Source organism: Micromonospora sp. NPDC050784 (genome assembly GCF_044456765.1).
Taxonomy (GTDB): Bacteria; Actinomycetota; Actinomycetes; order Mycobacteriales; family Micromonosporaceae; genus Micromonospora; species Micromonospora foliorum.
This window is the reverse complement of record NZ_JBITGG010000003.1, coordinates 204,898-226,351: the sequence shown is the minus strand read 5'-3', so window position 1 is coordinate 226,351 and position 21,454 is coordinate 204,898. Positions and strand designations below refer to the sequence as shown.

Sequence of the window (21,454 nt, the reverse complement as noted above, 5' to 3'; positions counted from 1 at the left end):
CGTCGGTGTCCGCCCGGATCGGCGCGGGAGGCAGGATGGTCCGCATGACGCTCGTTCTGCCCATCGACCCGGAGGCCAACCGGCTGCTGGAGCGCAGCCCGCTGGCCCTGCTCCTCGGCATGGTTCTTGATCAACGAGTGCCGATGGAGAAGGCGTTCTCGTCGCCGTACGTGCTCCAGCAGCGGCTCGGCCACGAGCTGGACGCGGCGGAGCTGGCCGGGTACGACCCAGAGGCCCTGGTCGCACTCTTCGCCCAGCCGCCCGCTCTGCACCGGTTTCCGAAGGCCATGGCGGCCCGGGTGCAGGAGGTCTGCCAGGTGCTGGTGGAGCGCTACGACGGTGACGCGGCGCTGCTCTGGGCCGAGGTCGCCGACGGGCCGGAGCTGCTGCGCCGGGTCTCCGCGCTGCCCGGCTTCGGCAAGCAGAAGGCACAGATCTTCGTGGCCCTGCTCGGCAAGCGGTTCGGGGTGACCCCGCAGGACTGGCGGAAGGTGGCCGGCGACTACGGCGACCCGGGCGCGTACCGGTCGGTGGCCGACGTCACCGACGCCGATTCGCTGCGTCGGGTGCGGGAGTTCAAGCAGCAGATGAAGGCGGCAGCCAAGGCGAAGACCGCCGGCGGCTGAGCCGTCGTCTGCTCAGGCCGCGGTGGGGTGCGCCAGCGAGGCCAGCGCGCGCCGGACGTCGGCCAGCGAGACGGTCGCCGAGTCGTCCAGGTCGGCCAGGCCGGCCTCGATCCACTGGCGCATCAGCGTGGTGACCCCGATGCCCCGGGCGTCGGCGGCGGCGCGGACCCGCTCGTAGGTGTCCAGTGGGAGCCGCACCGAGCGGCTCACCATCGGCACGTCGGTGTCGGGGGTGGGCAGCTCCGCCGCCGGGCTCTCGTCGATCAGGTCGGCGACCCGGTCGCCGCCGCCGTGGAACTGCTTGGTCGCGTCGTTACGGTGCATCGTCACGGCCTCCTCATCGGCGCGATCTCCGCACGGCCTCGTCGTATCGCTTGGACTCGACGTCGCTCAGCTCGCGGGCGGAGAGGATGTCCCAGTCGTTGTCGGTGCCATCGGCCTCGGCGAGCAGCACCGCCAGCCGGCGGCCCCGACGGGCGGCGGCGTAGACCACCATCACGTCGTCACCCAGATGCCGGATGACCCGTCGGGCGCTGTGCAGCGCCTCCCAGACTTCCCCGGGTGTGACGTCGTAGACCCTCAGGTTGGCCAACGCCTCGTCGGTGAAGCTGAACCTGCTGCCCACGACGCGGAGCGTACCACGGACGTAACACGCGGCGGGATGAGTCGAATTTCGCTGATCACGGACCTGCGGTGACAGGATGAGGTGTTACCCCCTCGAGGAGGTCCATGGTGAAGCGTCAGGCGTACCAGCCGATTCTGATCACCGACGCCTCGCGCAGCCAGGACGATCAGCTCAACAGTCGCCAGCGCCGCTATGTCCTGATGATGGGCATCCGGGTGCTGTGCATCATCGTCGGCGCGATCCTGGTCGGTGCGAACGCCCCACTGCTCTGGCTCTGGCTGCCGCTGTGCGGCCTCGGCATGGTGCTCATCCCCTGGCTGGCCGTGCTGCTGGCCAACGACCGGCCGCCGAAGGAAGAGCACCGGCTGGCCAACCGGTTCCACCCGCGCCAACAGGACGACACCCCGCCGATGAGCCTCACCGCCGAGGATCGCCCGCACAAGGTCATCGACGTCGAACCCTGACCCGCCAGCGGGCCAGGGTTCGATCGTCACGCGCGTTAGGGCTGGGGTCGCGCGCCGGCCGTTAGGGCTGGGGTCGCGCGCCGGCCGTTAGGGCTGGAGCCGTGCGCCGGCCGTTAGGGCTGTGGCCGTGCGCCGGCCGTGGAGACGGCCAACGCGCCCAGGTCGGTGGCGCGGCTCAGTGCCGCGGCCGGGGTGGCACCGGCGAGCCACGCGGTGAGCAGACCGGCCGCAAAGGCGTCGCCCGCGCCCGTGACGTCCACCACCGCCACCCGCCGGGCCGGAGCCACGCAGACCGGCGTGGTGCGGTCGACCCAGACCGCGCCGGCCGCGCCGCCCTTCACCACGACCCGCCGAGCCGTCGCCGACAGCACCCGCCCCTGCGCCGCCGGGTCCAGCCCGCCGGCCAGCACCGTGGCCTCGTCCGCGTTGACCAGGAGCAGGTCGATGTCGCGTACCCAACTCAGGAACGCCGCCGCGCCGACCCGCCGCAGCGGCGCCGCGGAGGCCGCGTCGACGCTGGTGGTGAGCCCGCGCTCGCGGGCGGCGGCCAACGCCCGCAACCCCGCGCCGCGCGACTCGGCGTCCAGCAGGGTGTACGCGGACAGGTGCAGATGCCCAGCGTCGGGCACCGCCGCGAGGGCCTGCTCGACGTGCGCGGCGCTCAGCCGCAGGTTCGCGCCCCGCTGGCTGACCATCGTGCGTTCGTCGTCGGCGGCCAACACGATGACCGTGCCGGTCGGGGCGCCCTCGACCCGCTCGATCGCGCAGTCGACGCCCGCCCGGTCGAGTTCGGCCACCCGGTCCCGCCCGGCGTCGTCGTTCCCGACGGCGCCGACGAGCGTGACGTCCACCCGCTGCGCGGCGACCCAGGCGGCGGTGTTGGCCGCCTGACCGCCGCCGCCGAGACTGATCTCGGCCCCGGTGTCCGAGCCGGACGCGAGCGGCCCGGACAGCACGGCGACCACATCGGTGATCACGTCCCCGACGACGACCACCCGGGCCGGTCGGGTCATGCCGGGACGGCGGTGCCGCGGGTCGCCGAGGCGACCGCGATCCGCGCGGCCAGGTCGGCGTTGCGCAGGATGATCCGCACGTTCACCGCCAGGCTCGCGCCCTCGGTGGCCGAGTGGAAGTGCGCGAGCAGGTACGGGGTGACGGCCTTTCCGGTGATCCCGTCCCGCTCCAGCAGGGCCAGGCCCTCGGTGAGCGTCCGGTCGTGCAGCTCCGGGTCGAGCTGTTCGTCGACCGGCAGCGGGTTGGCGATGAGCAGCCCACCGGTGTGCAGGGCGTGCTCGTCCCGGGCGGCGAGCACGGCGGCGACCTGCTCCGGCGAGTCCACCGACCAGTCCAGGTCGAAGCCGGCGTCGGTGAGGTAGAAGCCGGGGAACCGGCGGGTGCGGTAACCCACCACGGCGACCCCCAGGGTCTCCAGGCGCTCCAGCGTCGCGCCCACGTCGAGGATCGACTTGACCCCGGCGCAGACCACCGCGATCGGGGTCTGCGCCAGGGTGACCAGGTCCGCCGACTCGTCGAAGGTGTGCGCGGCCTCCCGGTGCACCCCACCCAGCCCGCCGGTGGCGAACACGCCGATACCGGCCGCGGCGGCCACCGCACTGGTCGCGGCCACCGTGGTCGCGCCGTCCGCGCCGGTCGCGGCGGCCACCGCGAGGTCGCGGACGGAGAGCTTGGTCACGCCGTCGACCGTGGCCAGCCGGGTCAGCTGCGCGTCGTCCAGGCCGACCACCAGCTCGCCGGCGATCATGCCGATCGTCGCCGGAACGGCCCCGGCCTCCCGAACCGTCCGCTCGATCTCCCTGGCCACCCGCAGGTTCTCCGGCCGGGGCAGACCGTGCGAGACGATGGTGCTCTCCAGCGCGACGACGGGCCGGCCGTCGCGCAGGGCTTCGGCGACCTCGGTGCCGTAGCTGATGCGAAAGTCAGTCACACGGGCACCGTACGGGGTGGGGCCTCGGCCGGCCTCAAGTGGACCCGGCCGTGATGACCTGCCAAACTTGTCGGTTGGAGGTGCAGACGTGAGCACAGAGGTTCTCGAGCGTCCGGAGCTGAAGGATGCCGACACCGGTCCCGAGATGTTCCACTACGTCCGCAAGGAGAAGATCGCCGAGAGTGCCGTCATGGGCACTTTCGTCGTCGCTCTCTGCGGCGAGACCTTCCCGGTCACCAAGGCGGCCAAGCCGGGTTCGCCCGTCTGCCCCAAGTGCAAGGAGATCTACGACTCGTACCGCGAGTGATCCTCGGCCGGGGCTCCGGCCGGCGACGTAGCCTGCGGCGGTGACCACCTCCACCGCCCTGCTCCTCGCCGACCTGACCGGGGTGGCGGTGTTCGCCGCGTCCGGGGCCTCGGCGGCGGTGGCCAAGCGACTGGACCTGTTCGGCGTCGCGTTCGTCGGCTTCGTGGCCGCCCTCGGCGGTGGGATCTTCCGGGACCTGGTCATCGACGAGGTGCCGCCGCTGGCCTTCGCCGACTGGCGGTACGCGGCCACCGCCGCAATCACCGCGCTCGCCGTCTTCTGGCTGCACCCGCAACTGGCCCGACTGCGCACCACCGTGCTGGTGCTGGACGCGGCCGGCCTGGCGCTGTTCACCGTCACCGGCACGCTCAAGGCGCTCGACGCCCGGGTGCCGGCGGTCGGTGCCTGCCTGATCGGCATGCTCACCGCGATCGGCGGCGGGCTCGGCCGGGACCTGCTCACCGCCGAGATCCCGGTCGTGCTGCGCCGGGAGATCTACGCGCTGGCCGCGCTGGCCGGTTCGGTCCTGGTGGCGCTGCTGTACGTCACCGGGCAGACCGGGCCCGCACCGCTCACCGCCGCCGCCGTCCTGGTCTTCGGGCTGCGCCTGATCGCGCTGCGTCGACGCTGGTCCGCGCCGGTGGCCCCGTTACGTCCGTCGCGTGCCGACGGGGCGGATCCACGCGCCGACCGGGAGTGGTGAGAGGGTCGGGCCGCTGTTCGGTCGGGTGCGGGATTGTGACCAGCGTGGCGTCGCCTGGGCCCGGCGGCCCGTGCTGGTTATGCTGAGTCGGCCTTCGCGGCAGCTTCTGCGCGGAGGCGTTTTCATGGGCGGCGGATCCTCGTGGCCCTCGCCCGGGGTCCGCCATCGTGCGGTCGGAGAGGAGCTTCGCGTGGCAGCCCGGACGCCGGTGCTCGAGACGTTCCCGGCGCTGCGCGCCTGGCAGCGCAAGGCCCTGGTGGAATACCTGCGTCGCCGCAGCGAGGACTTCACCGCGGTCGCCACCCCCGGCGCCGGCAAGACCACCTTCGCCCTGCGGATCGCCGCCGAGCTGCTCGGCGACGGCACCGTGGAAGCGGTCACCGTGGTCGCGCCGACCGAGCACCTGAAGAACCAGTGGTCCGAGGCCGCGGCCCGGGTGGGCATCCAACTCGACGCCGCGTTCCGCAACGCCGACCTGCACTCCGCGGCCGACTTCCACGGCGCGGTGGTCACCTACGCGCAGGTGGGGATGGCCCCGCAGGTGCACCGGCGGCGCACCATGACCCGGCGCACCCTGGTCATCCTCGACGAGATCCACCACGCCGGCGACTCCCGGTCCTGGGGCGACGGCGTGAAGAACGCCTTCGAACCCGCCGTACGCCGGCTGATGCTCACCGGGACACCGTTCCGCTCCGACGACAACCCGATCCCGTTCGTCAGCTACGAGCGGGGCGGAGACGGGCTGCTGCGCTCCCGCGCCGACTCGGTGTACGGCTACTCCGACGCGCTCCGCGACGGCGTGGTCCGGCCGGTGCTCTTCCTGGCGTACTCCGGGGAGACCCGCTGGCGTACCAACGCGGGGGAGGAGCTGGCGGCCCGGCTGGGCGAACCGATGACCCAGGACCTGGTGGCGCAGGCGTGGCGTACCGCCCTGGACCCGGCCGGCGACTGGATGCCACAGGTGCTGCGGGCCGCCGACGCCCGACTCACCGTGCTGCGCAACGCGGGCATGGCCGACGCCGGTGGTCTGATCATCGCCACCGACCAGCAGACCGCCCGCTCGTACGCCAAGCTGATCGAGCAGGTGACCGGCGAGAAGGCCGCCGTGGTGCTCTCCGACGACCAGGGCGCGTCCGCGCGGATCGCGACGTTCGCGGCGTCCGACCAGCGGTGGCTGGTCGCGGTGCGGATGGTGTCCGAGGGGGTCGACATCCCGCGACTGGCGGTCGGCGTCTACGCCACCAGCGCCAGCACACCGCTCTACTTCGCCCAGGCGATCGGCCGGTTCGTCCGGGCCCGCCGGCCCGGGGAGACCGCGTCGGTCTTCCTGCCCAGCGTGCCGCACCTGCTCGGGTTGGCCAGCGAGATGGAGACCGAGCGCGACCACGTCCTCGGCAAACCCAAGGAAGCCGACGGTTTCGACGACGAGCTGCTGGAACGCGCGCAGCGCGACGACCAGGCCAGCGGGGAGTTGGAGAAGCGGTTCGCGGCGCTCTCGGCCACCGCCGAGCTGGACCAGGTCATCTTCGACGGGGCGTCCTTCGGCACCGCGGCCCAGGCCGGCACCCCCGAGGAAGAGGAATACCTCGGTCTGCCCGGCCTGCTGACCGCCGATCAGGTCTCGCTGCTGCTGACCAAGCGACAGGCCGCACAGCTCGCCGCCCAACGCCGTCGTACGGCCGACGGGGCCGCTCAGCCGGCCGCTGCGCCCACAGCAGCGCCACCCGCACCCATGAGCGCCGCTCAGCGTCGCGTGGCCCTCCGGCGCCAACTGAACGCGTTGGTGGCCGCCCGACACCACCGCACCGGCCAGCCCCACGGCAAGATCCATGCGGAACTGCGCCGGCTCTGCGGCGGCCCGCCGAGCGCCCAGGCCACCATCGAGCAGCTTGAGGAACGCATCGCCACCGTGCAGACCCTCTAGACCTGCCCATCGGTGGACGGGCCCATCAGTGGATGGGCCCATCGGCGGTCCGCCCATCGGTGGGCCGGCTGGGATCACATCGTTACCGAATGGCCCTTCAGGCCCGTCCAGGCCGGTGGGATGGACGGGCCCAGTGGGCGGCCTGCCCATCGGCGGGCCGGCCTGGGATCGCATCGTCACCGGGTGGCCCTTCAGGCGCGTCCACCCCAGTGGCACCGCCGAGGCCAGGCGACGCCCGGGTTGGGCGGCGCCGACTGGCCTGGGCCTTGACTTGGGGAGTGGTGCGCGTCCGTGCTTGCGGGGGTGGTCTGTGGCCGTGCACGCGCGTGATCCACTCGGTTTCCTTGAAATCGCGGTGTCCGGACGAGGTGGAACGCGCGACTTCCGGGAAACCGAGTGGATCACGGTTGCCCTGGGGTTGGGCCGAGGATTGCCTGGCCGGAACGGCCGCGCGGTGCCCTCTATGGGGCATCCCGACTCCAAGATCGTGCAATAACCAGGATGTAGTGGCCTCGGTGCGTCGGTGAGGCCACTACATCCTGGTTCGAGCGTGACCTTGGCGGCGGTGGGCGCACCAGACCCCGCGCCTGCTCTCGGGGGCGGTGTCTGTCATCAAGATCCGCGCAGTATCAGGGATGTTGCTGTCTCTGGCGTGTCGGAGGCAGCAACTTCGGGGAAGTTGCGGAGATCTTGGCGCGCGACGCGCGACGCGCGACGCGGGGCGCGGGGCGCGGGACGTGGGGCGCAGGACGTGGGGACAGAAAAGCCGGCCGGAGGCACCCTCTGGGTGCCTCCGGCCGGCTATGTCGGTTTGCGGATTTAGTTCGCCATCAGATCGGCGCCACGCCAGCTGAAATCGGGCTCCGTTGCGAACCGCTCGGTGATCTTCACGAGATCCTCCGCGTACTTGTTCGCGTGGTGCCCGCAGAACACCAGCTCGCTCCCACCCGCCAGAGTGATCCGGAGCTTCCCGGCAGCATTGCAGCGGTCGCACCGTTCATCGGCGGCTGGGGGCGCCACCGTCTCGGGCGGCGGCGTGAGGGTCGGGGTCATCGCCTTCCTCCTCTGGTCGTCACCGATGAACAATCTCTTCGGTCGTTGCTCACCTATCGTGCAACACCCTTACTAGGCACTGCCTTCCCTGTGTGCCCGCGGGGGACCGAGGTCACACCTGGAAGGGACAGTGTGCCGTGCACCCAGGGTGCCACGTCAACGATCACATTCGTGCATCCGGACGATCACCATCTGGTGTTGCACGCCAGGTGGTCAAAACGACACGTTCGGTTGACGAAACCGGCTCAGTCCAGGTAATCCCGGAGGACCTGCGACCGGGACGGGTGACGCAGCTTGGACATCGTCTTGGACTCGATCTGCCGGATCCGCTCCCGGGTCACCCCGTAGACCTGGCCGATCTCGTCGAGCGTCCGAGGTTGGCCGTCGGTCAGGCCGAAGCGCAGACGTACCACACCCGCCTCACGCTCGGAGAGCGTCTGCAGCACCTGCTGGAGCTGGTCCTGGAGGAGCGAGAACGACACCGCGTCGACCGCGACCACGGCCTCGGAGTCCTCGATGAAGTCGCCGAGCTGGCTGTCGCCCTCGTCGCCGATGGTCTGGTCCAGTGAGATGGGCTCCCGAGCGTACTGCTGGATCTCCAGCACCTTCTCGGGTGTGATGTCCATCTCCTTGGCCAGCTCCTCCGGAGTGGGCTCGCGGCCCAGATCCTGGAGCAACTCACGCTGTATGCGGCCGAGCTTGTTGATGACCTCGACCATGTGCACCGGGATGCGGATGGTGCGGGCCTGGTCGGCCATGGCGCGGGTGATGGCCTGCCGGATCCACCAGGTGGCGTACGTGGAGAACTTGTAGCCCTTGGTGTAGTCGAACTTCTCCACGGCCCGGATCAGACCGAGGTTGCCCTCCTGGATCAGGTCGAGGAAGGCCATGCCGCGGCCGGTGTAGCGCTTGGCCAGCGACACCACCAGTCGGAGGTTCGCCTCCAGGAGGTGGTTCTTGGCCCGCTCGCCGTCGCGGGAGATCCAGCCCAGATCACGAACCATCTCCCGGACGAGCTTCTCCTCGCCCTCGTCGGCAGCCCGCAGCCGCTCGGCGGCGTAGAGCCCGGCCTCGATCCGCTTGGCCAGCTCCACCTCCTGCTCGGCGTTGAGCAGCGGAACCTTGCCGATCTGCTTCAGGTACGCGCGGACGGAGTCGGCGGAGGCGGTCAGCTCGGCGTCGCGTCGCGCCTGCTTGAGGGCCTCGGACTCCTCGTCGTCCCACTCGAAGTCGTTGTCGGTCGCCGAGGCGGCGGCGTCGGTCTCGGCGGCCTGGGCCAGCTCGGCCGGCTCCTCGACCACCACGTCCTCGATCGCGGCGGCCAGCTCCTCCGGGTCGATCTCGCCCTCGGCGCCCTCGCCCTTCGCCTTGCCGCCAGCCTTGGTCGGCTTGGCTCCGGCAGCCGCGGCCACGGTCGCCTTGGTGGCTCGGGTCGACCGGGTCGCCTTCGCCGGCGTCGCCGCGCCGGCCTCAGCGGCGGTGCCGGTCGCCTTGCGGGCGGCCACCTTGCGCGGGGCCGGCGTCGCCGGAGCGTCGTCGGCGGCGGGGGCCTGCTTCGGCGCCGGCGCGGCGGCCTTCTTGGTGGTCTTGGCGGTGGTGGCCCGGGACGCTGGCGTGGTCGAGCGGGCCGCGGCGACACGGCGACGGGTGCTCGCCGAGCCGTCCACCACGACGGTCACTCCCGCCTCGGAGAGCGCCCGCAGGATCTTCTTGGCCTGGGCCGGAGTCACCTCGGCGGACTCGACGGTGCGCGCGAGCTGAGCCGACGTCAGCTGACCACCGGCGCTCTGCGCGTGGGCGATCAGGGTGTCGGTGAGCGAGCGAACGTCGGCGCCGGGCTGGCGGGGTTCTGTCACGAATGACCTTCCGGAGGCGAAGAGCGGGCACGGCGGGTTCGTCCAGCGCAGCGAGGGTTACCGTGCCGGGCGATGTGGTTGAGGGACCCTCGTGTCACGGTCCGGCCGGTGGTCGGCGGTCCGTGCCGCGTGGGCAGGGGTGAATTGTAACGCCGTCTGCGGCGATCATCCTGCTCCGCACCGCGTACCGCCGGTGGGGACCGTCGGTGCGGCGGAGATATGGGCTTCGCGGTAATGATAGCCGCGCGGCCGGCGAAGGGCGCCCATCGTCGAGCCTGGCGGCGCGCAGATCGTGTCCGAACTGCCGTTTGAGCAGGCAGTCCCAGGTCAGCGGGCCGGTTGCGAGGGTGCGCGTGTGGATCACCGAGGTCCCTGACGGTCCGGCGGGTGGCGCCCCCATCAGGTCGCGGTTGGGCAACGGTTGCGAGCCGAGCACGGACGGGGGCGGTAAGCACTTAAGCGACATTACCGGACCTAATGGGGCATGTTGGCGAAGGTTGGCCGCCCGAGCCGCAGGTGCACCCATCTCGCGGTGGATGCCACGCACCAAAGATCCTGGTCTGGTGCCGTCACGCGGCGTGGGGAACGATGATCTTCGGAAGCCGGGTCGGTAGTTCCACCCATCCACATGCACCCGGAGTGCGGAAAGAGGCGAATCATGACCAACTCGGCTACGACGCCATCGGAGCTGCTGACCATCGCGGTGGAGGTGGCGAGGGACGCGGCCGACACCGCGTACCGGATGCGTGCCGAGGGGGTCGTCGTCGCCGCCACCAAGAGCACCGTCACCGACGTGGTCACCGCCGCCGACCGGGCGGTCGAGCGGCAGATCCTCGACGCCCTGGCCGCGCTGCGTCCCGAGGACTCGGTGCTCGGCGAGGAGTACGGCGAGGACGCCTCCGGTGCCGGGCGCAGCGGGGTGCGCTGGATCGTCGACCCGATCGACGGCACGGTGAACTACCTGTACGGGCTGCCGCACTCCGCGGTCTCGCTGGCCGCCGAGGTGGACGGGGTGGTGGTCGCCGGCGTCGTGCGCAACGTGAGCACCGGCGAGGAATGGACCGCCACGGCCGGCGGCGGGGCCTGGCGCGACGGTGTCCGGCTGCGCTGCTCCGGCGAGGCCGACCTGGGGCAGGCGCTGGTCGGCACCGGCTTCGGCTACGACGCCGCCCGCCGGACGCACCAGGCGCAGGTGGTGGCCGGGCTGATCGCACACGTACGGGACATCCGCCGGCTCGGCGCCGCCGCGCTGGACCTCTGCCTGGTCGCCGAGGGGCGGCTCGACGCGTACTTCGAGAAGGGTCTTGCGGCCTGGGACCTGGCGGCGGGCGGGCTGGTGGCCGCCGAGGCGGGGGTTCGGGTCGCCGGCCTGGCCGGTCGGCCGCCGGGGCCGGATCTGGTGGTCGCGGCCCCGCCCGCGCTCTTCGCGCCGCTGCACGATCGGCTGGCCGCGCTGGACGCCGCCGGCGGACCCTGACCGTACGAACCCTGACCGGCGGTTCCTGACCGGCCGGCGGACCTGAATGGTGGACCAGGCCGGCTGACCCGACGGGTGGACCAGGCCGGTGGACCTGATGGCCGCCCGATCGCCGACCTGCGGCGGGCCGGTTACGCCGTCACTTGGCGGGTGGGGACGGGCAGGAGCCCTTCGGTGCCTCCGGCGGGCCCGAGTCGCCGAGTGACTGGTTGACCTCGGTCGTGGTGGCGAGCTGCTGGAAGCCGTTGCCCAGCACCACGTCCACCGTGTCGTCGGTGCGCTTCGGGTCGTAGCCCGGGGTGGCGTTGTTGAGGAAGTACGCCTGGAGCAGGTGCGCGGAACCGACGCCCTTCGGGCCGTACCGCAGCACCGCGACGCTGTTGACCTTCTTCTCGTTCCCGGTCTTCTTGACCTGGAACTGCCGATTGCTGAACTCGTCGGCGACGGTACCGGCGAGACCGGGCTGATCCGTGGCATTGAACACGTTGATCTTGACGTCCTTGCGCTCGCGCAGGGTCAGATCCGCCAGCGGCCAGCCCTCGGGGCAACCCGCCGCGGTGCCCGCGTTGCCCTGGCTGTCGCGGACCACGGCCACGACGACGAAGACCAGGGCGATGATCGCCAGCAGGCCGACGACGACGAGTGCTCGCACTCGCGCAAAACTCATCAGGGCACTCCCCGGACCTCAGGTGGGTGGTGACGGCCAGGAACGATCGCTCAGGCCGTCGGCCGTCGAATACGCCGCTGAGGTTAACGGTTGTCCGGCCGTCGCGTGGAAACAGCCCGACATGCCGGCGCGCCGACCGCGAACCGGGTACTACTACCCCTATCTTCGTGTCGCCTGAATCACATTGGGAACAACTTCGCGTGCGGGGGCGTACATCTCAGCCGCAAGGGCGGTATACATGCCTCGCCCAAGGGGGGGTAAGGTTCCGCGCTCGCAGGGGAGTCGCCCCGGCGAGCTCGATCCGTTCGGTCCTCGGGTCGGGTGCCCGACACAAGTGGTGGCCGGCCAGCGGAACCGAAACAGCGTCGTCCGGCGTTACAACCGGAAGCGACAACATCGATATGGGAGAGTGAAACCGATGGCCACCGACTACGACGCCCCGCGTCGCGACGAGGTCGACCTCGGCGAGGACAGCCTGGAAGAGCTCAAGGCACGGCGCGTCGACTCACAGTCGGGCGCGGTGGACGTCGACGAGGCCGAGGTGGCCGAGAGCTTTGAGCTGCCCGGTGCCGATCTGGCCGACGAGGAGCTCACGGTCAAGGTGCTTCCGATGCAGCAGGACGAGTTCCGGTGCGCCCGCTGCTTCCTGGTCCACCACCGTAGCCAGCTGGCGGTCGAGCGTAACGGCGAGCTGATCTGCCGCGAGTGCGTCTGACAGCCACGACACCAGCGGCGGCCTCCTGAACGGGGCCGCCGCTGCCGGTGTAGGCATGCGGCAGCGGTGGGTACCTGCTTGACTCGTAGCGGGTAGCCACAGCACCGGGAGGTCCGATGAGCGATCGAGGCGGCACCACCGATGGCGGCACGGACGGCCTTGGTGTCACGCGTGGCACGGATGACCTCGGTGCCACCGTCGCGGCGTTGACCGCGGACGACATCGCGCCGGCCCGACGCCGCCAACTGCTGACCCGGATGGTCGGGCAGGCCCGTGCGCGTGGCATCTCCGACCTGTTCAAGCCTCGCGCCGCCGTACGGTGGATGGTCGACACCGTCGCCGAGATCGCCCCGCACGTGCCGGTGCGGGACCTGGACACGCTGCGCCGGCACTTCCCCGGCCTGGACGACGCCGCCCTGGCCGACAGGCTCATCCGCAACGCGTCGAGGACCACCGCCGCGATCGGCGCGGCCGGTGGGGGCGTCGCCGCCGTCGAGTGGGCGGTGGCCCCGACCCTGCTCTCCGCGCCGGTGCTGCTGGCCGCCGAGACCGTGGCCGTGGTGGCGGTGGAGCTGAAACTGGTCGGCGAGCTGCACGAGATCCATGGTGTGGCGCTACCGGCCGGCGGCAGCCAACGGGCGGTCGCACTGGTGCACTCCTGGGCCACTCAGCGCGGCGTCAACCCGATGGTGCCCGGTGTGGGAGTGGGAGCGGTGCTGGGCACCGCCGCCCGCAAGGAGCTGCGGGACATGCTGCTGCGGCGTTTCGGTCGCAACCTCACCACGCTCGGGCCGTTCCTGACCGGCGCGGCGGTGGCCAGCTTCCTCAATCGCCGGGCCACCCAGCAGATGGCCGACCAACTCCAGGTCGACCTGCGTCGGCGGGGCATCGCCCGGCCCGCGCCACCGACGGCCCTCCCGGGCCCGCCGACCGGCACCTGAGCGGCCGCGGCGCCAGACCGGCACGGGGGCCTTTGGCGCCGGACCGGCACGGGGGCCTTCGGCGCCGGACCGGCACCCGAACGGACCCGGCGCCGTCGGATCAGCCCGGCTCGCTTGCCCTTGGCTGGGACGCCGCCAGGGCGTCGCGCGCGCTCAGCACCGCTTCGGCCAGCTCGACCGGGTGGCGGGTGCTCACCACCCAGAACGGGGTCGGATCCGCGGGGTCGTCGAGGATCACCTGCACGGCGCCGCCGATCCACGGTCGCTGCACCACGAAGGCGAGCGGGTCCGCGCCGACGCCGAGCACCTCACGTCGGCCGGCCACGTCCAGCGGCACCACGTCGGCCACGAAACGGACCGGCAGGCGGGCGTCGTCCACCCGCAGCTCGGCGTCGGCCACCCCGACCCGGATCCGGCCCAGCCACCACAGTCCGACCGCGGTGAGCGGCACCAGCACGGCGAACGGTAGCCAGGCGCGGACGCCGGAGGCGCCCATCCAGATCTCGACGGCCAGCAACGCGGCGGCCACCAGCCCGGCCAGCCACAACCACCAGGGCAGATCCAGCCGCTCGGTGTACGCCGAGCGGGCGGCGTCCGGCGGCTGATCGGCGGACGGGGAGGGCGACATGCTCACTCCTGCGAGGGTACGGCGCACGGCGGCTCGACGAACCGGCAGGATGGCAGGGTCACCCCGCGAACCGGACGGAAGAGGGGACCCGTGACCGACGTCGTACCCGTGCCCGTGCAGCTGCTCGACCCGGAGCTGCCGTTGCCCACGTACGCCCATCCTGGCGACGCCGGGGCCGACCTGGTGGCGGCCGCGGACGTGGAGTTGCCGCCCGGCGGCCGTGCCCTGGTGCCCACCGGCGTGGCCATCGCGCTGCCGGAGGGGTACGTGGGGCTGGTTCATCCGCGCTCCGGCCTGGCGGCCAGGCTCGGCGTGACGGTGCTCAACGCGCCCGGTACGGTCGACGCCGGCTACCGGGGTGAGATCCTGGTCAACCTGATCAATCATGATCGGGATGTGCCGGCGAAGATCTCCCGCGGCGACCGGATCGCGCAGCTCGTGGTCCAGCAGGTCGCACGGGCGCGGTTCGAGCCGGTGGTCGAGCTGCCCGCGTCCCGGCGCGGGGCCGGTGGGCACGGGTCCACCGGTGGGCACGCCGGGCTGGTGCCGTCGCCGACGGGCCAGGACCGGGTCGAGCGGCGGCCGAACGAGCTGGGCCGCGGGCAGACGGAAGAGGTGGCAGGGTGAGTGTGAACAGCGGAGGGCAGGCGCAGTGATCTTCTCCCGAAAGCGGGCCGATGCCGAGCGGCAGACCCGTGACGAGCGGGCCACCGAGGTCCCGGACCAGGGCGATGCGGCGCCGACGCTGGAGCGCGGCCCGTACGACATCTCCGAGAGCTACGACGACGTGCAGCGACTCGACCTGGGCAGCCTGCACATCCCGGCGATCGCCGACGTCGAGGTCCGGGTGCAGGCCGACCCGCAGGGTGTGGTCCAGCAGGTGGTGCTGGTGCACGGCGACAACGCGCTCCAGTTGGGTGTCTTCGCCGCCCCCCGGTCCGAGGGGATCTGGGACGAGGTGCGCGAGGAGATCCGGCAGTCGCTGCTCCGCGACGGCGCGAACGCCCAGGAGGTCTCCGGCGAGTACGGCCCGGAGCTGCACGCCCAGGTGCGTACCCCGGACGGCTCGACGAACCTGCGGTTCGTCGGGATCGACGGGCCGCGCTGGATGGTCCGTGGCGTGTTCCAGGGCCCGGTGGCCACCGACCCGACCATGGCCGGGCCGCTCGTCGAGTGCCTGGACGGCCTGGTGGTCGACCGTGGGCAGGAGGCGAAGCCGGTCCGCGAGCCGCTGCCGCTGCGGCTGCCCAAGGAGATCGCCGACCAGGCCGAGGCCGAGGCGGGCGACGCCGCCGCCGCGCCGCGTCAGGTCTGACCCGAGCGCACCGGCCCGCCGGAACCAGCCCCGTCGGCGTACGCTGGCGGCACGGTTCCGGCGCCGCCGGGGCCGGCCGGGGACGGCGAGCGTGGAGAGGGTGACGCGGAGGTCATGACGACCGACGAGAGCCGGGTGTCGCTGCGGCGCATCCTGCAGAAGTTCACCGCCAGCGAGGCCGAGATCGACGCGCAGGAGCTGCGTCGGGAGAGCGCCGAGTGCGGCGGGATCCCCGCCCAGCAGTGCTCCCGGGGTCAGCTGGTCTCGGTCGCCGGGCGGCTGCGCACGGTGGTCTACACACCGCGCACCAACCTGCCCACCCTCGAGGCCGACCTGTACGACGGCACTGACGTGGTCACCCTGGTCTGGCTGGGTCGACGGCACATCGCCGGGATCGAGCCTGGCCGGCACCTGACCGCCCGTGGCCGGGTGGCCGTGCGGGACGACCGCAAGGTCATCTACAACCCCTACTACGAGCTGGATTCGCCCAAGTGACGGCACTGCGGACGGAAGGCCGGCGATGACGACGGGACAGCACCGGGCGGCACAGCCGGAGACCGGTCCTCAGGACGACGACGAGCCGCTGCCGACGATCGCGGAGCAGATGGCCGACCAGCTCGGCGGCTGGCGCGGGCTGGTCGAGTCCAGCATTCCGGTCGTGGTCTTCGTCCTCGCCAACATCATCGGCGAGCTGCGGCCGGCGGTGATCGCCTCGGTCTCCGTCGCGGTGCTGATCGCCGGGGTGCGGCTGGCCCAGCGCCGGCCGATCCGGCACGCCGTGAACGGGCTCTTCGGCGTCGGTGTGGGCGCGGCCATCGCGTGGCGCACCGGCGACGAGCGTGACTTCTACCTCCCCGGCATCCTCTACGGCATCGGGTACGGGGTCGCCCTGCTGATCTCGGCCGCGATCCGGCAGCCGCTGGTGGGCTGGATCTGGTCGGTGTTGGTGGCCAAGGGCCGTTCGGAGTGGCGGGCCGACCCGAAGCTGGTGCGCACCTTCACCCAGCTGACCGTGCTCTGGGGTGTGGTCTGGCTGGCCAAGGTGGGCGTGCAGGCGGGGCTGTACCTGGCCCACCAGGACACCGCCCTGGGCGTGGCCCGGCTGGCGCTGGGCTACCCGCCGTACGCGCTGCTGCTGCTGATCACGGTCTGGACGGTGCGCCGGGTCACCCGGGAGTCGCCGCCGTCCCCGCTGCCCAGCGCCTGAGCGACGCCGGGCCAGCCGGGCCGCTCGGCGCGCCCGTCGGGTCAGCGTGAGCCGCGGGTCCGTTCGACGCTGTCCGGCCCGAGGATCACCGCGCGGACCTCGTCCTCCACCTCGGCGGTGCAAACGAAGATCAGCTCGTCGCCGGCCTCGATCGGGTCGTCCGGGCTGGGCACCAGGACCCGCTTGCCGCGCAGGATCGCCACCAGGGCGGAGTCGCGGGGCAGCGGCACGGCGTGGATCGGCTGACCGACGTAGGGGGCGGTCGGCGGCAGGGTGATCTCGACGAGGTTCGCCTCGCCCTGTCGGAAGGTCATCAGCCGGACCAGGTCGCCGACGGTGACCGCCTCCTCGACGAGCGCGGCCATCACCCGCGGCTTGCTCACCGCGACGTCCACGCCCCACTGCTCGGTGAACAGCCACTCGTTCTCGGCCCGGTTGACCCGGGCCACCACGCGGGGCACCGCGAACTCGGTCTTGGCCAACAGCGACAGCACCAGGTTGGTCTTGTCGTCGCCGGTCGCCGCGACCACCACGTCACACCCGGCGATGTTCGCCTCCTCCAGGCTGGCCACCTCGCACGCGTCGGCCAGCACCCAGTCGGCTGCCGGCACCCGGTCCGGGCGCAGCATCTTGGGTTGACGCTCGATGAGCATCACCTGGTGGCCGTTGTCGATCAACTCCTGGGCGATCGAGCGGCCCACGTTGCCCGCGCCCGCGATGGCGACCCGCATGGCTCAGTGCCCTCCTTCCGGCGGCGTCGCCGCCACCGACGTGACCGTCGCCACGATGTCATCGCTGACCAGCATGAACACCTGGTCGCCCTCCTGCAGGACGGTGGAGCCGGTGGGCAGCGTGCCGATGCCGAAGCGGATCAGGTAGGCCACCCGTGCGCCGGTCGCGTCCTCCAGCGTCCGCACCGGTCGGCCGATCCAGTCCTTGTGTACGGGCACCTCGACGATCGACACCGTGCTCGTGGGGTCGCGGAAGATCTCCACGTTGCCCTCCGGCACCAGGTGTCGCAGCATCCGGTCCGCCGTCCACCGCACGGTCGCCACGGTGGGAATGCCCAGCCGCTCGTAGACCTGCGCGCGGCGCTGGTCGTAGATCCGGGCGGCGACCCGGGACACGCCGAACGTCTCGCGGGCCAGCCGGGCCGAGATGATGTTGGAGTTGTCGCCGCTCGACACCGCCGCGAAGGCGTCCGCGCGCTCGATGCCGGCCTGCCGGAGCACCTCGCCGTCGAAACCGGCCCCGGTCACCGTGATCCCGGCGAAGTCGGGGCCGAGCCGGCGGAAGGCGTCGGCGTCCTGGTCGATCACCGCCACCGAGTGCCCTCGGGACTCCAGGCTGTGGGCGAGGGTCGACCCGACCCGACCACACCCCATGATCACGACGTGCACGCTGTCCCTCCCAAAGGTGGTACCGCTCCCGCTCCCGCTGCCGGTGGCCTTACGAGTGCGAGCCTGCCACGTCCCGGTGGCGAGCGGGGACCGACCGTACCCCGCCGTCTGGAGCAGCGGTGATCGCCCACCCCCGCGCCCCCGCCGTGGTGGTCGTACTCTTGGCGTTCGTGGCCAGTCCCACCTCGCTGCTGAAGCGGCTTCTTCTCGGTCGACCGTTCCGGTCCGACCGGCTGCAGCACACCCTCCTGCCGAAGCGCATCGCGCTGCCCGTGTTCGCGTCCGACGCGCTGTCCAGCGTCGCGTACGCGCCTGACGAGATCCTGCTGACCCTCTCCATCGCCGGTGCCTCCGCGTACGTCTTCTCGCCGTGGATCGCGCTGGCCGTGGTCGTGGTCATGCTCACCGTGGTGGCGAGCTACCGGCAGAACGTGCACGCCTACCCCTCCGGCGGCGGTGACTACGAGGTGGCCACGGTCAACCTGGGGCCGAAGTTCGGCGTCGGGGTGGCCAGCGCGTTGCTGGTCGACTACGTGCTCACGGTGGCGGTGTCGGTCTCCTCCGGGGTGGCCAACCTGGGCTCCGTGGTGCCGTTCGTGGCCACCCACAAGGTCCTCATCGCGGTGAGCGCGGTGGTCCTGCTGAGCGCGGTCAACCTGCGGGGGCTGCGCGAGTCGGGCACCGCGTTCGCCATCCCCACCTACGGCTTCGTGATCGTGATGGGCGGGATGCTGCTCACCGGGCTGTTCCGGGTCTTCGTCATGGGTGACGACCTCCGCGCGCCGAGCGCCGGCCTGGTGATCCAGGCCGAGCACAGCGTGACCGGTTTCGCGCTCATCTTCCTGCTGCTGCGGACGTTCAGCTCGGGCGCCGCCGCGCTCACCGGTGTCGAGGCGATCTCCAACGGGGTGCCGGCGTTCAAGGCGCCGAAGAGCCGCAACGCCGCCACCACCCTGCTGCTGCTCGGCACCATCTCGGTGAGCATGCTGGTCGGGATCATCTGGCTGTCCCGGCTGACCCACCTGCAGTTCGTCGAGGACCCGGCCCTCCAGATCATCTCCGGCCCCGAGGGGTACGTGCAGAAGACGGTCACCACCCAGCTCGGGGAGACGGTCTTCGGTTCCGGGTCGATCCTGCTCTACGTGGTGGCCGGGATGACCGCCCTGATCCTCTTCCTGGCGGCGAACACCGCGTTCAACGGCTTTCCGGTGCTCGGCTCCATCCTCGCCCAGGACCGCTACCTGCCCCGCCAGTTCCACACCCGGGGCGACCGGCTGGCGTTCTCCAACGGCATCGTCTTCCTGGCCCTCTTCGCGATCGTGCTGATCGTCGGCTTCCAGGCCGAGGTGACCCGACTCATCCAGCTCTACATCGTCGGGGTCTTCGTCTCGTTCACCGTCTCCCAGGCCGGCATGATCCGGCACTGGAACCGGCACCTGCGCACCGAGCGGGACCCGGAGGCGCGCCGCCGGATGCACCGGTCGCGGGCCATCAACACGTTCGGCGCGGGCCTGACCGGCGCGGTGCTGGTGATCGTCCTGATCACCAAGTTCCTGCTCGGCGCCTGGATCGCTATCGCCGCGATGGCGGTGATCTACGTGCTGATGCTGGCCATCCGCCGGCACTACGACCGGATCGCCGTCGAGCTGACCCCGCCCGACGAGGGCCGGGCCGTGCTGCCCGCCCGCAACCACGCGATCGTGTTGGTCAGCAAACTGCACCAGCCGACGCTGCGGGCCATCGCCTACGCCCGCGCCACCCGGCCGGACACGCTCACCGCGGTGACCGTCAACGTGGACGAGAAGGACACCCGGGACCTGCAGGCCGACTGGGAGCGCCGCGAGATGGCCATCCCGCTCACCGTGATCGACTCGCCGTACCGGGAGATCACCCGCCCGATCCTGGACTTCGTCGCCTCCACCCGCCGCAAGTCGCCCCGGGACGTGGTCACCGTGTTCATCCCGGAGTACGTGGTCGGCCGCTGGTGGGAGAACCTGCTGCACAACCAGAGCGCCCTGCGCCTCAAGGGTCGGCTGCTCTTCGAACCGGGGGTAATGGTCGTCAGCGTTCCGTGGCAGCTCGCGTCGACAGCGAGCAAGAACCTGGACCGGCTGGACGCCACGCTGTCCCGCACGCCCGCCCGGGGTCCCCGGAGCACCGGTTCGCCCCTGGTCGCCGCCCCGCCGGTGGCCTCCGCGCCGCCCGGCGAGGGCGGGCCCGAGAACAGCGAAACGATGGGGAACACCCGTGACTGAGTCGGCCGGTCAGCGCACCGCGACACCCCGGACGCCGTCGGCACCGGCCTCGGCTGCCTCGTTGGCGTCGGCCTCGTTGGCGTTCGAACGGGGCCTGGCCGAGACGGACCGGGTCGAGCTGACCGTCGACGCGGTCGCCCCCGGCGGGCACTGTGTTGCCCGGGTGGACGGGCAGGTGGTCTTCGTCCGACACGCGCTGCCCGGTGAGCGGGTGATCGCCGAGGTCACCGAGGTGCACCGGGGGTTCGTCCGGGCCGACGCGGTGACCGTGCTGGAGCCCTCGCCGGACCGGGTCGAGCCGCCCTGCCCGTACGCGAAGCCGGGTGCCTGCGGGGGCTGCGACCTCCAACACGTCGCCCCGGCCGCGCAACTGGCCTGGAAGACCGCCGTGGTCCGCGAACAGTTGGTCCGCCTCGGCGGGCTGACCGACGTCGAGCTGGACCGGCTCGGCGTCCGGGTCGAGGCGCTGCCCGGTGGTCTGCTCGGCTGGCGTTCCCGGGTCCGTTACGCGGTCGACGCCGCGGACCGGGCCGGCCTGCTCAAGCACCGCTCGCACGAGGTGGTGCCGATCGACCGCTGCCGGATCGCCCACCCGGCCATCCAGCAGCTGCCGGTGCTCACTCCCACCGGTGCGCGCTGGCCGGCCGCCGAGGCGGTGGAGACCATCGCCAGCACCGGCGGGGACGTGACCGTCACGGAGATCCGCGACGGGGAGCCCACCCCGGTCAGTGGCCCGACCGAGGTCCGCGAGGTCGCCGCCGGACGGGACTGGACGCTGCCCGCGTCCGCGTTCTGGCAGGTGCACCCGGCCGCCGCGGACGCCCTCTCCATGGCGGTGCTGGAGTTGCTGGACCCGCAGCCGGGCGAGACCGCCTGGGACCTCTACGGCGGCGCCGGGCTGTTCGCCGCGGCTCTCGCCAGCCGGGTCGGCGACGCCCGGATCACCCTGGTCGAATCGAGCCGGGACGGGGTGGACGCGGCCCGGGCCAACCTGGCTGACCTGCCGCAGATCGAGGTGGTCGCCGCCCGGGTGGAGACCGCGCTGACCCGCCGACGGATCACCGGCCCGGTCGACGTGGTGGTGCTGGACCCGCCGCGCTCCGGCGCGGGAGCCCAGGTGGTGCGGGACATCGTCGCCGCCGGCCCGCGGGCGGTCGCGTACGTGGCCTGTGACCCGGCCGCCTTCGCCCGGGACGTGCGCACCTTCGCCGACCTCGGTTGGCGGTTGGCGGCGCTGCGGGGCTTCGACCTCTTCCCGATGACGCAGCACGTCGAGCAGGTCGGGCTGCTGCTTCCGCCGGACGAGCGGTAGCAGACCGCGCGTCGGCGCTGTTGCCAGCGCCTGA

General features: G+C 72.0%; 24 protein-coding genes. 14 read left to right on the top strand and 10 right to left on the bottom strand.

Features of this window, described 5'->3' with window-relative positions:
* Nucleotides 1–35: 35 nt before the first annotated feature.
* Entirely contained in the window at nucleotides 36–626 is a 591-nt protein-coding gene (locus ACIBD9_RS05550; RefSeq protein ID WP_396714807.1) for an HhH-GPD-type base excision DNA repair protein, read from the top strand.
* 12 nt (nucleotides 627–638) lie between these two features.
* Here the strand turns inward: ACIBD9_RS05550 and ACIBD9_RS05545 are convergent, their stop codons facing one another.
* Both ACIBD9_RS05545 and ACIBD9_RS05540 read right to left on the bottom strand, forming a co-directional pair.
* Nucleotides 639–950, bottom strand: a complete 312-nt coding sequence (locus tag ACIBD9_RS05545) for a hypothetical protein (protein WP_396715071.1) — start codon at nucleotides 948–950, stop codon at nucleotides 639–641.
* 13 nt (nucleotides 951–963) lie between these two features.
* On the bottom strand, nucleotides 964–1,251 hold the full coding sequence (locus tag ACIBD9_RS05540; RefSeq protein ID WP_074318059.1) for a hypothetical protein: 288 nt from the start codon (nucleotides 1,249–1,251) through the stop codon (nucleotides 964–966).
* A 104-nt stretch (nucleotides 1,252–1,355) separates the two neighbouring features.
* Here ACIBD9_RS05540 and ACIBD9_RS05535 point away from each other — a divergent pair, with 104 nt between their 5' ends.
* Nucleotides 1,356–1,715: a DUF3099 domain-containing protein gene (locus ACIBD9_RS05535; protein WP_387173890.1), complete on the top strand. Its 360-nt coding sequence runs from the start codon at nucleotides 1,356–1,358 to the stop codon at nucleotides 1,713–1,715.
* Nucleotides 1,716–1,828: 113 nt separating this feature from the next.
* Here the strand turns inward: ACIBD9_RS05535 and ACIBD9_RS05530 are convergent, their stop codons facing one another.
* Complete coding sequence (locus ACIBD9_RS05530; protein WP_396714805.1) at nucleotides 1,829–2,728, bottom strand: carbohydrate kinase family protein; 900 nt, start codon at nucleotides 2,726–2,728, stop codon at nucleotides 1,829–1,831.
* Complete coding sequence (locus tag ACIBD9_RS05525; protein WP_396714803.1) at nucleotides 2,725–3,660, bottom strand: pseudouridine-5'-phosphate glycosidase; 936 nt, start codon at nucleotides 3,658–3,660, stop codon at nucleotides 2,725–2,727. Before ACIBD9_RS05525 ends, ACIBD9_RS05530 begins: the two co-directional genes overlap by 4 nt.
* Before the next feature lie 88 nt (nucleotides 3,661–3,748).
* On the opposite strand from ACIBD9_RS05525, the gene ACIBD9_RS05520 reads away from it, so the two are divergent.
* The 3 genes from ACIBD9_RS05520 (at nucleotide 3,749) to ACIBD9_RS05510 (ending at nucleotide 6,594) form a co-directional block, all read left to right on the top strand.
* On the top strand, nucleotides 3,749–3,967 hold the full coding sequence (locus tag ACIBD9_RS05520; protein ID WP_007456912.1) for a DUF3039 domain-containing protein: 219 nt from the start codon (nucleotides 3,749–3,751) through the stop codon (nucleotides 3,965–3,967).
* Between the two features lie 40 nt (nucleotides 3,968–4,007).
* Nucleotides 4,008–4,670, top strand: coding sequence for a trimeric intracellular cation channel family protein (locus ACIBD9_RS05515; RefSeq protein ID WP_396714801.1), 663 nt, complete (start codon nucleotides 4,008–4,010; stop codon nucleotides 4,668–4,670).
* 190 nt (nucleotides 4,671–4,860) lie between these two features.
* Entirely contained in the window at nucleotides 4,861–6,594 is a 1,734-nt protein-coding gene (locus ACIBD9_RS05510; RefSeq protein WP_396714799.1) for a DEAD/DEAH box helicase, read from the top strand.
* Nucleotides 6,595–7,413: 819 nt separating this feature from the next.
* Here ACIBD9_RS05510 and ACIBD9_RS05505 read toward each other — a convergent pair.
* A complete protein-coding gene (locus ACIBD9_RS05505; protein ID WP_030337431.1) occupies nucleotides 7,414–7,647 on the bottom strand; it encodes a hypothetical protein in 234 nt (77 codons plus the stop codon).
* Nucleotides 7,648–7,892: 245 nt separating this feature from the next.
* Nucleotides 7,893–9,503, bottom strand: coding sequence for an RNA polymerase sigma factor (locus ACIBD9_RS05500; protein ID WP_396714797.1), 1,611 nt, complete (start codon nucleotides 9,501–9,503; stop codon nucleotides 7,893–7,895).
* Nucleotides 9,504–10,161: 658 nt separating this feature from the next.
* Here ACIBD9_RS05500 and ACIBD9_RS05495 point away from each other — a divergent pair.
* Nucleotides 10,162–10,980, top strand: a complete 819-nt coding sequence (locus ACIBD9_RS05495) for an inositol monophosphatase family protein (RefSeq protein WP_396714795.1) — start codon at nucleotides 10,162–10,164, stop codon at nucleotides 10,978–10,980.
* A gap of 139 nt (nucleotides 10,981–11,119) precedes the next feature.
* Here the strand turns inward: ACIBD9_RS05495 and ACIBD9_RS05490 are convergent, their stop codons facing one another.
* On the bottom strand, nucleotides 11,120–11,632 hold the full coding sequence (locus ACIBD9_RS05490) for a LytR C-terminal domain-containing protein (RefSeq protein WP_387174108.1): 513 nt from the start codon (nucleotides 11,630–11,632) through the stop codon (nucleotides 11,120–11,122).
* Between the two features lie 433 nt (nucleotides 11,633–12,065).
* Here ACIBD9_RS05490 and ACIBD9_RS05485 point away from each other — a divergent pair, with 433 nt between their 5' ends.
* Together ACIBD9_RS05485 and ACIBD9_RS05480 are read left to right on the top strand one after the other, a co-directional pair.
* Nucleotides 12,066–12,362, top strand: coding sequence for a DUF4193 domain-containing protein (locus ACIBD9_RS05485; RefSeq protein ID WP_007075406.1), 297 nt, complete (start codon nucleotides 12,066–12,068; stop codon nucleotides 12,360–12,362).
* 116 nt (nucleotides 12,363–12,478) lie between these two features.
* Complete coding sequence (locus ACIBD9_RS05480; protein WP_396714793.1) at nucleotides 12,479–13,303, top strand: hypothetical protein; 825 nt, start codon at nucleotides 12,479–12,481, stop codon at nucleotides 13,301–13,303.
* 100 nt (nucleotides 13,304–13,403) lie between these two features.
* Here ACIBD9_RS05480 and ACIBD9_RS05475 read toward each other — a convergent pair whose 3' ends face one another.
* Nucleotides 13,404–13,937 carry a DUF3093 domain-containing protein gene (locus ACIBD9_RS05475; protein ID WP_396714791.1) on the bottom strand — a complete coding sequence of 178 codons (534 nt, stop codon included), beginning with the start codon at nucleotides 13,935–13,937 and terminating at the stop codon, nucleotides 13,404–13,406.
* Nucleotides 13,938–14,021: 84 nt separating this feature from the next.
* Here ACIBD9_RS05475 and dut point away from each other — a divergent pair, with 84 nt between their 5' ends.
* The 4 genes from dut (at nucleotide 14,022) to ACIBD9_RS05455 (ending at nucleotide 16,453) form a co-directional block, all read left to right on the top strand.
* Nucleotides 14,022–14,558: a dUTP diphosphatase gene (gene dut / locus ACIBD9_RS05470; protein WP_396714789.1), complete on the top strand. Its 537-nt coding sequence runs from the start codon at nucleotides 14,022–14,024 to the stop codon at nucleotides 14,556–14,558.
* A gap of 25 nt (nucleotides 14,559–14,583) precedes the next feature.
* Nucleotides 14,584–15,246 carry a DUF3710 domain-containing protein gene (locus ACIBD9_RS05465; RefSeq protein ID WP_396714787.1) on the top strand — a complete coding sequence of 221 codons (663 nt, stop codon included), beginning with the start codon at nucleotides 14,584–14,586 and terminating at the stop codon, nucleotides 15,244–15,246.
* Nucleotides 15,247–15,360: 114 nt separating this feature from the next.
* Nucleotides 15,361–15,741 (top strand): OB-fold nucleic acid binding domain-containing protein, encoded by a 381-nt coding sequence (locus ACIBD9_RS05460; RefSeq protein ID WP_396714785.1) that lies wholly within the window; start codon nucleotides 15,361–15,363, stop codon nucleotides 15,739–15,741.
* Nucleotides 15,742–15,766: 25 nt separating this feature from the next.
* Nucleotides 15,767–16,453 (top strand): DUF3159 domain-containing protein, encoded by a 687-nt coding sequence (locus tag ACIBD9_RS05455; protein ID WP_396714783.1) that lies wholly within the window; start codon nucleotides 15,767–15,769, stop codon nucleotides 16,451–16,453.
* A gap of 41 nt (nucleotides 16,454–16,494) precedes the next feature.
* Here ACIBD9_RS05455 and ACIBD9_RS05450 read toward each other — a convergent pair whose 3' ends face one another.
* The gene (locus ACIBD9_RS05450; protein ID WP_238659247.1) at nucleotides 16,495–17,184 is read right to left on the bottom strand and encodes a TrkA family potassium uptake protein; all 690 of its coding nucleotides are present in this window, start codon (nucleotides 17,182–17,184) and stop codon (nucleotides 16,495–16,497) included.
* Between the two features lie 3 nt (nucleotides 17,185–17,187).
* On the bottom strand, nucleotides 17,188–17,853 hold the full coding sequence (locus ACIBD9_RS05445; protein ID WP_396714781.1) for a potassium channel family protein: 666 nt from the start codon (nucleotides 17,851–17,853) through the stop codon (nucleotides 17,188–17,190).
* A 170-nt stretch (nucleotides 17,854–18,023) separates the two neighbouring features.
* Here ACIBD9_RS05445 and ACIBD9_RS05440 point away from each other — a divergent pair, with 170 nt between their 5' ends.
* Together ACIBD9_RS05440 and ACIBD9_RS05435 are read left to right on the top strand one after the other, a co-directional pair.
* Complete coding sequence (locus ACIBD9_RS05440) at nucleotides 18,024–20,108, top strand: APC family permease (protein WP_396715069.1); 2,085 nt, start codon at nucleotides 18,024–18,026, stop codon at nucleotides 20,106–20,108.
* 76 nt (nucleotides 20,109–20,184) lie between these two features.
* Complete coding sequence (locus tag ACIBD9_RS05435) at nucleotides 20,185–21,420, top strand: class I SAM-dependent RNA methyltransferase (RefSeq protein WP_396715067.1); 1,236 nt, start codon at nucleotides 20,185–20,187, stop codon at nucleotides 21,418–21,420.
* The last annotated feature ends 34 nt before the right edge of the window (nucleotides 21,421–21,454 follow it).